At 57.4% G+C, this 13,962-nt stretch carries 18 protein-coding genes; 5 read left to right on the top strand and 13 right to left on the bottom strand.

The window, feature by feature from the left end:
* Positions 1 to 161: 161 nt before the first annotated feature.
* The 5 genes from LAT62_RS13135 to LAT62_RS13115 form a co-directional block, all read right to left on the bottom strand.
* Entirely contained in the window at positions 162 to 755 is a 594-nt protein-coding gene (locus LAT62_RS13135; protein WP_293384682.1) for a DUF3501 family protein, read from the bottom strand.
* Positions 756 to 768: 13 nt separating this feature from the next.
* Complete coding sequence (locus tag LAT62_RS13130; RefSeq protein WP_293384679.1) at positions 769 to 2,109, bottom strand: heterodisulfide reductase-related iron-sulfur binding cluster; 1,341 nt, start codon at positions 2,107 to 2,109, stop codon at positions 769 to 771.
* Positions 2,110 to 2,286: 177 nt separating this feature from the next.
* Positions 2,287 to 2,706, bottom strand: coding sequence for a rubrerythrin family protein (locus LAT62_RS13125; RefSeq protein WP_293384676.1), 420 nt, complete (start codon positions 2,704 to 2,706; stop codon positions 2,287 to 2,289).
* 291 nt (positions 2,707 to 2,997) lie between these two features.
* Positions 2,998 to 3,675 (bottom strand): methyltransferase domain-containing protein, encoded by a 678-nt coding sequence (locus LAT62_RS13120; protein ID WP_293384673.1) that lies wholly within the window; start codon positions 3,673 to 3,675, stop codon positions 2,998 to 3,000.
* Positions 3,672 to 4,781 carry an AI-2E family transporter gene (locus LAT62_RS13115; protein ID WP_293384670.1) on the bottom strand — a complete coding sequence of 370 codons (1,110 nt, stop codon included), beginning with the start codon at positions 4,779 to 4,781 and terminating at the stop codon, positions 3,672 to 3,674. Before LAT62_RS13115 ends, LAT62_RS13120 begins: the two co-directional genes overlap by 4 nt.
* Before the next feature lie 167 nt (positions 4,782 to 4,948).
* On the opposite strand from LAT62_RS13115, the gene LAT62_RS13110 reads away from it, so the two are divergent.
* Entirely contained in the window at positions 4,949 to 5,344 is a 396-nt protein-coding gene (locus tag LAT62_RS13110) for a thioesterase family protein (protein WP_293384667.1), read from the top strand.
* Positions 5,345 to 5,359: 15 nt separating this feature from the next.
* On the opposite strand, the gene LAT62_RS13105 is transcribed toward LAT62_RS13110, so the two are convergent.
* The 5 genes from LAT62_RS13105 to purU all read right to left on the bottom strand — a co-directional run bounded on the left by LAT62_RS13105 (position 5,360) and on the right by purU (position 8,839).
* Entirely contained in the window at positions 5,360 to 6,343 is a 984-nt protein-coding gene (locus LAT62_RS13105; protein ID WP_293384664.1) for a hypothetical protein, read from the bottom strand.
* 176 nt (positions 6,344 to 6,519) lie between these two features.
* On the bottom strand, positions 6,520 to 7,104 hold the full coding sequence (locus LAT62_RS13100) for a Fe-Mn family superoxide dismutase (RefSeq protein WP_293384661.1): 585 nt from the start codon (positions 7,102 to 7,104) through the stop codon (positions 6,520 to 6,522).
* Positions 7,105 to 7,270: 166 nt separating this feature from the next.
* Positions 7,271 to 7,597, bottom strand: a complete 327-nt coding sequence (locus LAT62_RS13095; RefSeq protein WP_293384658.1) for a YqcC family protein — start codon at positions 7,595 to 7,597, stop codon at positions 7,271 to 7,273.
* Positions 7,594 to 7,920, bottom strand: coding sequence for a TIGR01244 family sulfur transferase (locus tag LAT62_RS13090; protein ID WP_293384655.1), 327 nt, complete (start codon positions 7,918 to 7,920; stop codon positions 7,594 to 7,596). The genes LAT62_RS13095 and LAT62_RS13090 overlap by 4 nt, the downstream gene beginning before the upstream one ends.
* Positions 7,921 to 7,984: 64 nt before the next feature.
* Positions 7,985 to 8,839: a formyltetrahydrofolate deformylase gene (gene purU / locus LAT62_RS13085; protein WP_293384652.1), complete on the bottom strand. Its 855-nt coding sequence runs from the start codon at positions 8,837 to 8,839 to the stop codon at positions 7,985 to 7,987.
* A 131-nt stretch (positions 8,840 to 8,970) separates the two neighbouring features.
* Between purU and dksA the strand changes: the two genes are divergently transcribed.
* Together dksA and LAT62_RS13075 are read left to right on the top strand one after the other, a co-directional pair.
* Entirely contained in the window at positions 8,971 to 9,378 is a 408-nt protein-coding gene (dksA, locus tag LAT62_RS13080) for an RNA polymerase-binding protein DksA (protein WP_293384649.1), read from the top strand.
* A gap of 176 nt (positions 9,379 to 9,554) precedes the next feature.
* On the top strand, positions 9,555 to 9,995 hold the full coding sequence (locus tag LAT62_RS13075) for a hypothetical protein (protein WP_293384646.1): 441 nt from the start codon (positions 9,555 to 9,557) through the stop codon (positions 9,993 to 9,995).
* 12 nt (positions 9,996 to 10,007) lie between these two features.
* Here LAT62_RS13075 and LAT62_RS13070 read toward each other — a convergent pair whose 3' ends face one another.
* The gene (locus LAT62_RS13070; RefSeq protein WP_293384643.1) at positions 10,008 to 10,370 is read right to left on the bottom strand and encodes a response regulator; all 363 of its coding nucleotides are present in this window, start codon (positions 10,368 to 10,370) and stop codon (positions 10,008 to 10,010) included.
* A gap of 241 nt (positions 10,371 to 10,611) precedes the next feature.
* On the opposite strand from LAT62_RS13070, the gene LAT62_RS13065 reads away from it, so the two are divergent.
* Positions 10,612 to 11,148, top strand: coding sequence for a TetR/AcrR family transcriptional regulator (locus LAT62_RS13065; protein ID WP_293384640.1), 537 nt, complete (start codon positions 10,612 to 10,614; stop codon positions 11,146 to 11,148).
* A gap of 36 nt (positions 11,149 to 11,184) precedes the next feature.
* Here LAT62_RS13065 and LAT62_RS13060 read toward each other — a convergent pair whose 3' ends face one another.
* Positions 11,185 to 12,018 carry a 1-acyl-sn-glycerol-3-phosphate acyltransferase gene (locus LAT62_RS13060; protein WP_293384637.1) on the bottom strand — a complete coding sequence of 278 codons (834 nt, stop codon included), beginning with the start codon at positions 12,016 to 12,018 and terminating at the stop codon, positions 11,185 to 11,187.
* Between the two features lie 202 nt (positions 12,019 to 12,220).
* Here LAT62_RS13060 and LAT62_RS13055 point away from each other — a divergent pair, with 202 nt between their 5' ends.
* On the top strand, positions 12,221 to 13,108 hold the full coding sequence (locus LAT62_RS13055; protein ID WP_293384634.1) for a RibD family protein: 888 nt from the start codon (positions 12,221 to 12,223) through the stop codon (positions 13,106 to 13,108).
* Here LAT62_RS13055 and LAT62_RS13050 read toward each other — a convergent pair.
* Positions 13,027 to 13,962 (bottom strand): lysylphosphatidylglycerol synthase transmembrane domain-containing protein (locus LAT62_RS13050; RefSeq protein ID WP_293384631.1); only part of this gene is annotated, 936 nt, incomplete at its 5' end. The two genes, LAT62_RS13055 and LAT62_RS13050, sit on opposite strands and share 82 nt — an antisense overlap.

Raw genomic sequence — 13,962 nt, 5'->3', positions numbered from 1 at the left:
CGACTACTTCTTTTTAAAGATTAAGTCCGCCTTTCCCGGAAAGGTGCGATGAACCTAAAAAAAGCCGCCCCGGGGGGCGGCCGTACTCGCACTCGTATCTTCATCGGACTAACACGGTTCTGTACGAAATCACGTTCAAACTTGCTGCTACTTTTTTTACGTCAATGGACTTCAGACAGATCACTCACCAGTGAATGTCGTGTTGCCTCAGGGATTTCGAAGGACTCCACGCGGTAATTGTCATGGTCAATGCCGGCCATAATAGCAGCGCCACTGCGTGCTGCGCTAACCATGTCCGCACTGAGCTCAAAGCGCATGAAATGGACGCTGGATGTCTTTTCGTCGGTCGAGCGCTCCAGGTCTTCGTTGCAGATCGGGTGCACCTTGGCATAGCCTTCGACTTGCAACCAGACCGTGTCTTCGATGCCAATCAGTCGTGCCAGTTGACGCTTGCGCTCATCGACATCGTGATACTCGATCATCATGGTGGCTTTCCAGTTGCTGCCGTCCGGGATCAGCGGATTGTAGGCGTCCAGTTCATCCTGAATGCCTTCGGCATCGAACACCTTCTCGATGCGCAGCATCTCCTGAACCTGATAGCGGATGGTCTTTTCGTCCTCGAACAGCAGGCGCACATGCTCGCCAAGATTCAGTTGCCGGTCTTTCTTGTGTGCCATGACCTCCGTTCGGAAATCATTGCGCCGGTTGGAATATTCTTCCAGTGACCAGAGTGATTCGCGGGTCAGTTTTGTCATCGTTCAACTCTCCTCAATCCAGTCCATAAGCCATGCGCAGCAGCGTCATCGGATGCTCGGCTTCGCGCACGCTCTCGGCCAGGTGGCCAATGTGCTCGGCAGCCATCGGGCAGTCGCTGACAAAGTGCGGCGCCTTCTGCTGATCCACCTTGCGCACCACGGGGCGGGCGATTTTCACCGAGTTCTTTCGTGTCTCTTCGCGCACGGCGTAGGTGCCATCATGGCCCGAGCAGCGCTCGATGTGCGCCACCTTGGTGTCCGGCACCAGTTGCAATACATCACGGGTTTTCATACCGATGTTCTGCACGCGCAGGTGACAGGCCACCTGGTAGCTTATATCGCCGAGCGAGGTCTTGAAATCGGTGTCGAGTTCACCGCCCTTGTGACGCAGCCACAGGTACTCGAACGGGTCAAAGAAAGCCTTCTGAACCTTCCTGACTTGTTCGTCGTCGGGGAACATCAGCGGCAGCTCCTGTTTGAACATCAGCACGCAGGACGGCACCGGGCCGATCAGGTCATAACCCTGATCCACCAGGTCGGCCAGCATCGGAATGTTGCCTTCCTTGAGTTTTTGCACCGTTTCAAGATCACCCATTTCCATCTTGGGCATGCCACAGCAGTTTTCGCGCGGCGTCAGTTCGAGCTGAATGCCGTTATGCTGGAAGACCTTGAAGAAGTCATCACCCAGGTGCGGGCTGTTGAAATTGCCGTAACAGGTCGCAAACAACGCTACCTTGCCCGTAGTCCCGTTGACCGCCTTGGGTTCAAGGTTTTTCACCATGCCCTTGGTCCGCTTGCGCAGCGTCTTGCTGTGATACTGTGGCAGCGGTGCTTCATGGTGAATATGGAACGTCTTCTCCAGCGCCTTGCGGAACAGGCCGTTCTTGTTCATCGCATTTACAGTGACATCGACCACTGGAATGGACGCCATCTTGCCGACCGCGTCCGTGCTGGTGATCATGCGATCGCGCAGAGAGGCGCCCTGGTTCTTGAACTTGACGGCCTTGGTACGCAGCATCAGGTGCGGGAAGTCCACTGCCCATTCATGAGGCGGCACATAGGGGCACTTGGTCATGTAGCACATATCGCACAGGTAGCACTCATCGGCCACCTTGACGTAATCCTCCTTGGCGACACCATCCACTTCCAAAGTCTCGGACTCGTCGACAAGGTCAAACAGGGTAGGGAAGGATTCACAGAGACTGACGCAGCGACGGCAGCCGTGGCAGATATCATAGACGCGCTCCAATTCTTTGTTGAGCGCATCCTGATCGTAGAATTCGGGGTTCTGCCAGTCGATCGTATGCCGTGTGGGCGCCTCCAGGCTGCCTTCACGGGTAGTTTGCGTCGTCATGCTACTTACCTTCGAAGCTGATTATTCTTCTGTACTGAAAAGAGATGAAGTAGGTGGTCGTTACAGCATGCCGTTCCGCGCGCCTGCAGACAGGAGTCACAGCGCAAAAGTTGTTCTGCAAGACACCCACTAACAGAACCGGGGCCTGAGCCCCGGTTTTGCAGTCACCAATCCGGATCAGGCGTCCAGATTGTCCAGTGCCTTCTGGAAACGGTTGGCGTGGCTGCGCTCAGCCTTGGCCAGAGTTTCGAACCAGTCAGCGATTTCATCGAAGCCTTCATCGCGAGCGGTTTTGGCCATCCCCGGATACATATCAGTGTATTCGTGGGTTTCGCCTGCAACAGCGGCCTTCAGGTTGTCACCGGTTTCACCGATGGGCAGACCGGTTGCCGGATCGCCCACTTCTTCCAGGTATTCCAGGTGTCCGTGCGCATGGCCGGTTTCACCTTCCGCCGTGGAGCGGAAAACAGCGGCTACATCGTTGTACCCTTCGATGTCTGCCTTGGATGCGAAATACAGGTAGCGGCGGTTGGCCTGTGATTCGCCGGAGAAGGCGTCTTTCAGGTTTTGCTCGGTCTTGGATCCTTTAAGTGACATAGTGCACCTCTTGTCGTTGGAATTAGACTGTCGTGATCATGAATGATTTTACCGTATCTGAGCCACTTTTCCTGCCATGGCTTCCAGACTGGAGTCTTGTCGTGATTCCAGTACTCGACGGTCTTCCCAGTCGAGTTACACGATAGTCGTCAAGTCCTGCTCTGTACAATAGAATTTATTAAATGAATTGATCGGTTTTGGTGATGACATAGTTTTGCGTGTGTCTGCTGCACCGGCCACCCGCTGTCCCAGAGTCCATGCCTTGCGCGGAGGCTGCAGGCTATCGGCGTCTCAGTTGACCGCCGGCTCCAAGTGATTCAGGTCTACAGAAAGGCGCCACAGGGGCTGGCCGCTGGCGTGATATTTCCTCTCAAAAGGCGTCAGACCTTCCGGTGCATCCAGTTGGCTGACTTCAGCGGCAACACCATAGTGAGCCAGCGCCAACGCCATTTCCTGCACATAGATCGGCCAGTTGCTGCGGCATTCCAGGTGACCGCCCAATTGCATGATGGCGGGAAAAACCGGATGGGCTGGCCAGCGCTGCTTCAACTGCTGACGGCGCGGATAGGGGTTGGGGTAAAGCAGATAGTGTTGTTTGGGCTGCCAGCGGGCGGCCGCGGCCAGACGCCAGAAGTCGACCAGATCAGCACGCAGAAGCATAGCGTTGTCAGGTACTGAATGCTTCCGACTGAGGCGATGCTCGGAACGATCAACACCCAGCACACTGCAATCGGGAAACCGTTCGGCCAGCCTGCAGGTACTGTCGCCGGTACCGCAACCGGCGTCCAGAATCCAGGGGCCGGGTCTGGCGTTCAGCCAGTCGGCAGCCTGTGCAAAAGCGACACGGTTGAACGAGGCAATGGGCTTGCGGAACTCGGTCCCCGCCCGGAACCGCACCACGGTCGCAACCAGGTCTTCATGCGGCCCGGACTGGTTACTGCTGACCGGGCGCGAATTGCCATGGCTCATGAATCCGCTGAATCTCCAGACAGGCTTATGTCTTCTTCCTCAGGCCGTGGTCGCTCGACATGTGCGGGCAGTTCCTCTCTGGCATTGCCCAGCATGATGGCAATCCAGCGGGTAGACTGGTTTTCTTCCAGCGCTATTTTGACGATCATGGTCAGCGGGATGGAGAGGAACATGCCTACCGGTCCAAACAGCCAGCCCCAGGTGATCAAGGATAGAAAGACCACCAGAGGTGACAGGCCGAGACCGCTGCCCATAAGCCGGGGTTCGATCAGCGTGCCGAGCACAACATTGACAGCCAGGAAGCCCAAGGCCACCAGTGCGGCGTCGGCGAAGCCCAACTGCACAATGGCCAGCAATACGGCCGGAATGGCCGCCAGAATGGAGCCCACATTGGGTATGAAGTTCATAAGAAAGGCGATCAGGCCCCAGAGTACAGCGAAGTCCACCCCGAGAAACCAGAGCCAAAGCGTAATGACGGTGCCGGTAACCAGGCTGATGGACGTCTTGATCACCAGGTACTTGTTGACCTGGCGGATAAACCCCGAGGTGTTGGCCATCGACCGCTCTGCATTGGGCAGTGCCTTGCGCAACTTTTCCGGCAGACCTGCCTGCTCCAGCAGGATAAAAAGCACAATAAACACCACCAGGAAGGTGCTGGTCAGCACATTACCCAGACCACTCAGGGTGCGACCAAACAGGTCCATGGCCTGACCGGGGTTGAACTGTTCCACGAGTGCGTCCCGCTCGACCGGAATGCCGAACTGCTCCAGATGGGGCAGGATGTCGAACATCGAGTCTTCCAGCCTTTCCTGATAGTCCGGCAGTCGGTCCATAAGCGTATCAATTGAACTGATCACTATAATGGTCAGAATACTGCCCAGACCGACAATGATGGCGATGATGGTCAGCACCGCCAAAATGGGCGGCACCTTGTGCCGGATCAGCCAGCGCATGGGCGGAATACTGATGATGCTGATGAACAACGCCAGCATGATGGGTATAACAATGGCCTCGGCCGACTTCAGGCCAGCGATGATGACGATGACGCTGGCCATACCCAGCAGCCAGCGCAGGCCGTGATTGTCGTGCAGTGGTGTATCGGACATGTGCGGGCGTCCTTGTTCGCCGGGGGACAAAACGGGCTGTCATTATCAACGCTGCACCGAAATGCTGCAACTGACCTGACAGGTGACGAAAGGACAAGCGTGTTGTAGTCTTTTCGCGTGCCCATACAGATAGGGCTGAATCAACGTGTGGCCAGGGGGCGCCAGTCTTGTCTTACCAGTTTCAACTTCCGCTCAAAGTCCGGGACTATGAATGCGATCTGCAGGGCATCGTCAACAATGCTGTCTACCAGCAGTACCTGGAGCACGCGCGCCATGAGTTTCTGCTCAGCCGAGGGCTCGACTTCGCGGCCCTGACAGCGCGAGGCATACATCTGGTGGTCGTGCGTGCCGAACTGAACTACAAACGCTCGCTGCGCCCCGGAGATGATTTCCATGTGGGGCTCAATACGGCAAAAAACGGTCGGTTGCGCTTCGATTTTCTGCAGGACATAGTGCGCGCCGACGGCACCTTGATGCTGCAGGCACGAATCACTGCCGCCGGTCTGAACGAACGCGGGCGACCGTTCCCGCCCGGCGATTTGCTGGCGGAACTGCTGACCTGAAGGGTCGGCCAGCGGCTATTGTTCTTCGAGCGCTCGCACCTGGTCGCGCAACTCGCCGATCTGCGACTGGATATTCGACAGCCGCTGGATGGTGTCGGTGCGGGCGATATCTATGGCATCAACTCGACTGATCAGGTCTTCGAACCCTTCGCCCACGCCGCCTTCTTCAAGCAGGTTAATGCGACTGCGCAACTGGCTGACTGTATCGCTCAGTGATGAGCGGGTATCGGCTTCCTGTTCCAGTTGCTGGGCCAGGGTCGTCAGGTCACCGTCGAGCTGGTTGAGTTGCTGGCTCATGTCGGTGCTCAGTTCCATGGCACCCTCGACGCGCACACTGACGATGTCCAGGCGGGCAATCACCTCGTCTTCGCGCTCCTGCAGGGACTCAACTGCGGCTACAAGGTCACTTTGCGCCGACAGCAAGGACTGCACATCGTCCTGCAGGGCCCTGCGACTGGCGACTTCATCCTCCAGTTCGTCGAAGACCTGGTCCAGTTGAGCCGTCATGGTATTCAACTGGCTTTCCAGCGTGTCGAAGCGCTCTGGCAGCCCGCTAAGACCTGACAGCTGCTCCCGGTTTTCCTGAATCCAATCCCGGTTGCGACCATCAGCTACATCCCACAGGCGGCGGATTTCACTGGTGATATTGTTGAAGTTGGACTGGATAGCGCTTTCATTCAGGGTCAGGCTTTCATCGGTCGCCGACAGCTGGTTCTCGAGCTCGGACAGTCTCGCCTCAGCGTCTTCACTGGCTGCTTCGGCCTGCTCCAGTTTGCCCTGTGCCTCGAGAAATTCATAACCCAGATACCCAAGGCCACTGGCCAGTATCAGCACGATGCAATAGAGTGGCCAGACGGATGGCCCTTTGGGGGCACCGCCGTTTGTTCCATTCCCGCCGGGAGGCGTACCCGCAGACTTGCCGCGGCGCCGGACAATTTCATCCCGGTCCGGAACCATGCGAGGCAAGTCGCTCAGGTCATTGGATTTTTTCTGGGTCATGGCTCTACCACATCAGATAAACCTGATCGGCCATTATACGTCCAGTTTGCGGGGGAACAACCGCTGCCAGAGGATTCGTAAAGGATGTTTGTACAGTCCGCTCTGTCAGGCACAAAAAAGGCGCCATCGGGCGCCCTTCTGAGTATGCCTTGCGACCTGTTCAGGTCTGCGGCAACTTACTTGGCAAAGTTCTCTGCCGCAAATTCCCAGTTGACCAGTTTCCAGAAGGCTTCCAGGTACTTGGGCCGGGCATTGCGATAGTCGATATAGTAGGCGTGTTCCCACAGGTCAACGGTAAGTAGCGGCGTCATGCCGGACTCGGTCAGCGGTGTGCCGGCATTGCTGGTGTTGACGATGTCCAGTGAACCATCGGCCAGTTTGACCAGCCAGGTCCAGCTCGAACCGAAGTTGTTGACGGCCTTGTTATCGAATTCTTCACGGAACTTCTCGAAAGAACCCCATTTGGAATTGATGGCGTCAGCCAGCGCACCAGTGGGAGCACCGCCGCCATTGGGGCTGAGGCAGTGCCAGTAGAAGGTGTGGTTCCAGATCTGGGCCGAGTTGTTGAACACCGGCCCCGAGGAAGACTTGATGACTTCTTCCAGTGATTTCCCTTCGAATTCTGTACCCGGCACCAGACCGTTCAGCTTGGTCACATAGGTGGCGTGGTGTTTTCCGTGATGGTATTCCAGCGTCTCGGCTGAAATGTGAGGTTCCAGAGCGTCTTTGGCGTATGGAAGCTCAGGTAATTCAAATGCCATGTCGAAATCCCTCGATTGTCGTGATGAATGAAGCATCAGGGCCCACCCTGACGCGTCGCTGCCAGCTAAGGTGGGGTCGATTATAGCGAAACCCAAGGGGGTTACCAAATTACTTGAGTGAATTACTGGGTTTTTCACGTGGCGGAAGCCGGGTGAAAGTGGCCGCTCAGACCGCTCGTGTTACCATGATATCGAGCTTGCCGAGGATACGCAGCAGGGCTGCGGGATTCTCGCAGTGGCGCAGTTGCTCTTCGGCATAGGGCATGATGTCGCAGCGCTCCGGCAATGGGGCCTGGCGGTCGAGTACGGCCTCCAGACGGCCAATAAAGACATATTGCAACCACTGCTCCAGGCGCAGCGTATCCACGCAAAAGGGCTCACTGCTGCTCAGGCTGTCTGCCGGCGGTGGCTGCTCACTCCAGCACCCCTGGCGACGCATCTCTGTGCGCAGGTCCTCCAGCAGCAAGCGGATATAGTCTCGCTCCGGGGTCACTCAGTCGCCTTTTGATAGAAAATACTGCTGCGATTACCGGTGCGGCAAAAGGCCAGAATCCTGCTGTCTCCCTGCAGCAACTTCTGCAGGCGGGCCACGTCATCAGGACGGGTCTCAGGCCCGTTCATCGGACAGTGCAGGAATTCCAGGCCAGCTTCCGCGCACGCCTGGCGGATGCTGTCTGCTGTGGGCTGACCCTGTTCCTCGCCGTCCGGCCGGTTGCAGATGACAATGCCAAAACCGTCGGTCTTGATGGTTGCGACATCCTGTGGGTTGATCTGCGGCGCAATCGCATAGTGTGGACTCAGTGCCTGATATTTCATGATCCCCTCCTGGTATCTCTAGATTAGTGAAAGTCGCGGCTCTGCGCCACGGTTTAGGGCTCAACTATTCGAAAACCACGGTCTTGTTGCCGTGCACCAGAACCCGGTCTTCAAGGTGCCAGCGCAACCCGCGGGCCAGCACGGCGCGCTCCACATCCTTGCCTCGGCGTACCATCTCGGCGACCTCGTCCCGATGACTGACACGGGTCACGTCCTGGTCGATGATCGGTCCGGCATCCAGGTCTTCTGTTACATAGTGGCAGGTGGCACCAATCAGTTTGACCCCGCGTTCAAAGGCTTGGTGATAGGGTTTGGCACCAATAAAGGATGGCAGAAAACTGTGGTGGATGTTGATGATGCGCAGCGGCCAGCGGGCGCAGAGGTCGGCGGGGAGAATTTGCATGTAGCGGGCAAGAACCAGCGTGTCGGCCTTAACCTCTTTGGCCAGGGCTTCCACTTCGGCAAAGTGGCCCGCCTTGTCATCGGGGTCGACCGGTACATGATGAAAGGGGATGCCATGCCATTCCACCAGGCCACGCAGGTGGTCGTGATTGGCAATGACGCACGGAATGTCACAGTCCAGGTCGCCGGAATGCCAGCGGTTCAACAGGTCGGCCAGACAGTGGTTGTCCTTCGAGGCGAGTATCACGACACGCCGCCGAGCTCTTGAGTCATGCACATCCCAGGACATCTCGAGGTCTCTGGCGATGGGTGCAAAGGCCTGGCGAAAGGTATCGATATCGAAGGGCAGGGAGTCTGCCTTGATCTCGTTACGCAGGAAAAACCAGCCTTCCCGAATATCGGCATGCTGATTGGCTTCAATGATGGTGCCATTATACTGCGCGAGAAAATTGCTCACTCGGGCTACAATACCGACCCGATCCGGGCAGGCCAGGGTCAATCGGAATACATGTTCCATGGATAGGGTCCTGCTGGACGACAGATTGGAAATCAGAATGCTATTCAACCAGAGGCGTATGATATATCATGCGTCCCCGATTTATAAGGGACGGGCTGCGGAAGGCCTGTCCAGACCGTAGGAAGGTGACTATGCTGACTGAAGAAGAGCTGATTGCGGCACCGGAAGAAGAGTACATGAACGAAGAACAGGTTGAGTTCTTCCGCCATCTGCTCACTGAAATGGCCGATGATATTCGCCAGCATATTGATTCGGCGCGCAAAGAGCTGCAGACCATGCAGTATGAAGCCGATGAACTGGACAAGGCTGCGCTGGAAGAAGAGCGCCGCCTGCAGTTGCGCTTTCTTGACCGGCAGAGCAAGCTTTTGCCGAAAATTGGTGAAGCCATCAAGCGCCTGGACTCAGGTGAATTCGGCTACTGCGAAGTGACCGGTGAACCCATCGGTATACGCCGTTTGCTGGCCCGCCCGACAGCGACCCTGTGTGCCGAAGAAAAAATGCGCCAGGAGCGCAAAGAGCAGAATTACCGCGACGATTGAACAGTCTTCGTTGCTTGCCGCCCGCATGCCGCGGGCGGCAATCCGCTGCCTGTTCAGGTGATCCTGTTGCCCACAACTCCCGCCGATACCCTCTGTTCCTCACTCCTTGATGCCCGTCCAGACTTGGCAGGCTAATTGCTCCAGCAAGGTGTAACAACACCCGGAGCTTTTCAGACATGCAAGTTGGTGCCAGTCATTACGCGCAGAATCAGAACATGGGCAACCACCTGCAGGCGGCACAGCAGAGTGCAGAGGCCTCGGCTGTTGCAGGCGCCGAGGTCAAACCGGGGGAGTGGAACGAGGATGCCGTCTTCTGGAGTGATCGCCTGTATGATCTGCATGCGCTTGCCAGAGACGTGCAGGTAGAGGATGTCGGATTCTCCGAGCTCAGCCAGTTGCGGCAGGCGCTTTATGAGCGGGGATGGATTTCGCCCTCACAAGCTACGGCGCTGACCGAAGTGAGCCAGAAACTGTCAGATCGGCTGCGCTATGATGCCGGAGACGTTATCAGTTCAGCGGTTGAGGAGGCGGGCAATGGTCAGGTCGGACGCTTGCTGCAGCCGATATTGACCATGGTGGAAAATGTCAGGGCCGTGCAAGTGATGCAGGCCCGCTGAAAATCTGTCTGATCAGGTCAGGACACGCTCTACTTCGCGAACCAGATCCTTGTCGGTCACCGGTTTGGTCAGGTAGCCGACTGCACCCTGACGCTTGCCCCACATCCGGTCTGTCTCCTGGTCTTTGGTGGTGACCATGACCACCGGGATATGTGAGGTTTCCGCATCGCTGGTAAGGCGCCGAGTTGCTTGAAAGCCGTTCATCTCCGGCATCACTATGTCCATCAGGATGACGTCAGGTTGATCTGCCCGCGCCTTGCCAATGGCTTCGTTACCGTCAGCCGCCGCAATCACCGAGTGACCTGCGTTTTCCAGAGCCTTGCGAAAGGCTGCCAGCGTGCTGGGTGAATCTTCTACCACCAATACACGAGCCATGGATATACCCTTTTATTCATGTCGACCGCTGCATTTTAGCAAAGCACCTGTACCTGCCACCACCGCTAATCGGGCTTCTTACAGACTATCGTTCACACCAAGACACAAATGTGTCGAAAAAATCACACTATTTTTCGAATTAGAACACTGTTACACCAATGTTTTTACAGTGGTCAGTGTAATATAGTCTGTATCATGATGTTCCCACTGAGTCATTCCCTGATAAGCGGAAGATAACAATATGAACCAATCTGGTCCGGAAAGGCGTCGCGCAAGGATCTCGCGGCAGCAGATTCTGGATACCGCCTCCCACTTGCTGCAGGAACATGGAGCCCGGGGTGTATCCATACGTAAGATCGCGAGCCTGATTCCATGCGCGCCTCCTTCTATCTATTACTACTTTACCAACAAGGAAGACATCCTGGATGCGTTGGTGGAGGTGCCTTTGGGGCAGCTCATTGAAACACTCGACGCGGCGCGCCTGGAAAACCAGGGGCCGCAGAAGATACTGATGGCGTATGCGAGTTTCTGGCTGGCGCATCGCAGCCAGATGTCATTGCTTTTTTTCCCCGGTCACTGGGGGCAGCAATCCATTTTCCGCCATCCCAGATATCGACAGGTTGAAGCGGTAATAGAGCAAGCACTGGACGGTGACGCTCTGCGTGCCGAAGGGTATCTGGGCCTGGTCAACGGTCTGTTGTTCAAAATCCAGAATTCGGACGTGTCAGCTGACCGTGCTTTGCTGATGGTCGATCAGACCCTTAAGCGAGTTCTCTAAACGAGGACTGTCAGCGTCCGGTCAGACGCATGACAGTCACCGGTCTTCGGTGACTTCCGAGGGTGGGTGCAGTTGCCGGCCCCCGGAACGTCGTCTTGCAGAGACCGACTCGGGAGGGAGCGCCGGCGCTTCCATTCCCATTGCTTCCCGAATGACCTCTCTGCTGCGCTCTGCGAGCACTCGGCGCTGATCACCAATGTCGGTAATGGGCTCGGGCGCGAACAGAGTGATATCCAGTCGTTTTTCTCCCAGTACCTGCCAGAGGTTGGCCAGCAAAGATTGCTTGTCGAGATAGGGGACAGTCGGGTGCGGTTGGGTCTCGCTTTCATAGCGGATGGCGAGGGGAACGACCGGCTGCTCCAGGTCAATAGCGGCGGCAAAAAGGCGCGGATGAAAGCGGCGCAGAAAGTGGCCCGCACCGGTCGTGCCCTCGGGGAAGAACAGGACCCCATGACCTTCCTGTATGCGCTCTGACATGGCGCGTACCAGTTGCCCGGACTCATTGGCCCCCCGGCGCAGGAACAAGGTGCCTGATTCGCGGGCAAGAAACCCGATGACCGGCCAGCGAGCCACCTCTGACTTGGATACAAAATGCACCGGTGCACGGCTGCCGATAACGACAATATCAAGCCAGGAAATGTGATTGCTGATCCACATGCCCGGGCGCTGGCTGATATTTCCTTCTACCCGCACACGCGCGCCAAGCGCTCCGAGAATGCGGCGAAACCACCAGCCGGCAACAACCAGCACGGTATCCATACTGGTCAGCCGCAGGCGGCGCGGCACCCACAGAACCAGGGTGATCAACACGCCCAGTATGATCAACAGTAACAGGTGGATAAAGCGCACCAGTTTTCTCAATTTGATCATGCAGCTCAAGGTCCTTTCACAAATGAAACGGTTTGATGTCCCGAATGGCTGATTCGGTATTGGCCAATCGGGACACGAGTATACCTGAAAGAGCACCGGCCTGTGTTGAGGTAAGGTGAAATGTATCAGTCCGGCATGACATCAATGGCCAGCTTGATCGCAAAGGCTTTAAGATCGGAACGGACACCAACGCCGTAAACACATGCAGACATGCCGTCGGGACATGATCGGCGGTGAAACCATCAGGATCAACCAGTCAAAGGGCAAGGGCGTGACCGCAGAATCAGCAGAGATTGACCAGGAGACCGCGTGGCGCATGATGCTGGGCATCGTCAACGGCCAGAGGGATACGCGCCTGAAGCGGTTTGCCGATGACGCTTGGCAGCTGCCTGAGCAGATGACCGAGCAGGCTATGCATCTTTTTGAACGCTACCTGCCCCTGTGTCAGCCACCGGGTACCCCCTGGGTGATTGGCCAACTGGGACAAAGTCTTGACGGGCGTATCGCGACCGATAGCGGTGAATCACGCTATATCAATGATCCGGAGGGTATTGAGCATCTGCACCGTCTGCGCGCTTTGGTAGACGCCGTCATCATTGGCAGTGGCACGGCGGCAGCAGACGACCCGCAACTGACAGTGCGCGCTGTGCCCGGTGACAATCCGGTGCGCGTGGTACTGGACCGAGAGCGGAAACTGCCTAACTCCCTCGGTCTGTTCAGCGACGATGCGGCACCGACTGTGCGCGTGGTGCGCACCTCGGGGCTTGCAGAGCCCCCGAGCGAGCAGGTCAAGGAGCTTGTCATCGCGCCTTCCGAGGCCGGGGCCTGCCCCATTCGGGCTCTGGTTGGGGCATTGCAGGCTCGAGGGTTGAGTCGTGTGCTGGTGGAAGGCGGCGGCCTGACCGTATCGCGCTTTCTCGAGGCCGGCCAACTCAATAGACTGCACCTTATCGTGGCGCCGGTGATTCTGGGCTCGGGTTTACCGGCGTTTACCATGAGTCCGCTGGATCAGCTTGATGATGCCTTGCGCCCGGATTTCAGGCGCTTCGAACTGGGTCGTGACACCTTGTTTGATCTGATTCTGGAGTGATACAGCGCATCCCGCAGCAGCGTGAACAGCCCGGGCAGGCTGGACAGCAATACCATCAGGCCATACAGCACGGATATCGCAACGCCTTCTTCCGCCGGCAGGCCAACCAGCGGCCAGAGCACAGCGGCCAGACTCTCCCTGACGCCCCAGCCGGATACCGTCAAGGGCACCAGCATGCCCAGCAGCACCAGGGGTATCAGCGGCAACAGAATCCAGATCGAAGTGTCTATACCGAGTGCTCGCGCGGCAAGAATGAACAGCAGCAGATAGCTGCCGATCACGGCGCAGGAAGACACCAGTTGCCAGGCACAGACCGGCCAGCGCAGCAGGGCCCGCCAGGCCTCCTCGTGCATTACTTTGGCCAGAGCCACCAGCGACTGCGGCCAGGGCAGATGGCGGGTGGCGCGCAACAGGATCATCAGCGCCGCCAGCAGGACCAGCCCAGAGAGGATTTGCCAGCCGGCCGCAGTCCAGGCGAGTCGCAGCAGGTCCTGACCGACAGACGTCAGCAGCAGCAGACCGATCAACACGGGCACCAGAACCAATTGGCCTGACAGACGCTCCAGCATCACGGCGCGCACGGCCACGCCATAGCGGCGCTCCTGCTCTCCCTGGCTGAGCCTTGCGCCGTGACGGACACCGCGCGCCACATCGCCGAGCACGCCCCCGGGCATGACCTGATTGACCAGTGTAGACAGAAAATAGTCGGCGACGGCGCGTTTGCCCGACAATGTCAGGTTCAACTGCCGAGCCGTGTATCGCCATCGCCAGGCCGACAGCACTACCTGTGACAGACCGGCCATCAGAGCGAGCGCAAGCCAGCCAGGATGCAGTTGGCGAAACTGATCGAGCAG

It is taken from the genome of Natronospirillum sp., assembly GCF_022565775.1.
In the GTDB taxonomy this organism is placed as follows: Bacteria; Pseudomonadota; Gammaproteobacteria; order Pseudomonadales; family Natronospirillaceae; genus Natronospirillum.
The sequence above is the reverse complement of the archived record's forward strand: the minus strand, read 5'-3'. Positions and strand labels throughout refer to the sequence as shown.

Excerpts from the sequence above, each read along its gene's own strand:
- dksA (WP_293384649.1), top strand. The coding sequence starts at position 8,971 with ATGCTGACTGAAGAAGAGCTGATTGCGGCACCGGAAGAAGAGTACATG.
- LAT62_RS13120 (WP_293384673.1), bottom strand. The coding sequence starts at position 3,675 with ATGAGCCATGGCAATTCGCGCCCGGTCAGCAGTAACCAGTCCGGGCCG.
- LAT62_RS13130 (WP_293384679.1), bottom strand. The coding sequence starts at position 2,109 with ATGACGACGCAAACTACCCGTGAAGGCAGCCTGGAGGCGCCCACACGG.
- LAT62_RS13075 (WP_293384646.1), top strand. The coding sequence starts at position 9,555 with ATGCAAGTTGGTGCCAGTCATTACGCGCAGAATCAGAACATGGGCAAC.
- LAT62_RS13135 (WP_293384682.1), bottom strand. The coding sequence starts at position 755 with ATGACAAAACTGACCCGCGAATCACTCTGGTCACTGGAAGAATATTCC.
- LAT62_RS13070 (WP_293384643.1), bottom strand. The coding sequence starts at position 10,370 with ATGGCTCGTGTATTGGTGGTAGAAGATTCACCCAGCACGCTGGCAGCC.
- LAT62_RS13115 (WP_293384670.1), bottom strand. The coding sequence starts at position 4,781 with ATGTCCGATACACCACTGCACGACAATCACGGCCTGCGCTGGCTGCTG.
- LAT62_RS13125 (WP_293384676.1), bottom strand. The coding sequence starts at position 2,706 with ATGTCACTTAAAGGATCCAAGACCGAGCAAAACCTGAAAGACGCCTTC.
- LAT62_RS13105 (WP_293384664.1), bottom strand. The coding sequence starts at position 6,343 with ATGACCCAGAAAAAATCCAATGACCTGAGCGACTTGCCTCGCATGGTT.
- LAT62_RS13090 (WP_293384655.1), bottom strand. The coding sequence starts at position 7,920 with ATGAAATATCAGGCACTGAGTCCACACTATGCGATTGCGCCGCAGATC.
- LAT62_RS13100 (WP_293384661.1), bottom strand. The coding sequence starts at position 7,104 with ATGGCATTTGAATTACCTGAGCTTCCATACGCCAAAGACGCTCTGGAA.
- LAT62_RS13055 (WP_293384634.1), top strand. The coding sequence starts at position 12,221 with ATGCAGACATGCCGTCGGGACATGATCGGCGGTGAAACCATCAGGATC.
- LAT62_RS13065 (WP_293384640.1), top strand. The coding sequence starts at position 10,612 with ATGAACCAATCTGGTCCGGAAAGGCGTCGCGCAAGGATCTCGCGGCAG.
- LAT62_RS13060 (WP_293384637.1), bottom strand. The coding sequence starts at position 12,018 with ATGATCAAATTGAGAAAACTGGTGCGCTTTATCCACCTGTTACTGTTG.
- purU (WP_293384652.1), bottom strand. The coding sequence starts at position 8,839 with ATGGAACATGTATTCCGATTGACCCTGGCCTGCCCGGATCGGGTCGGT.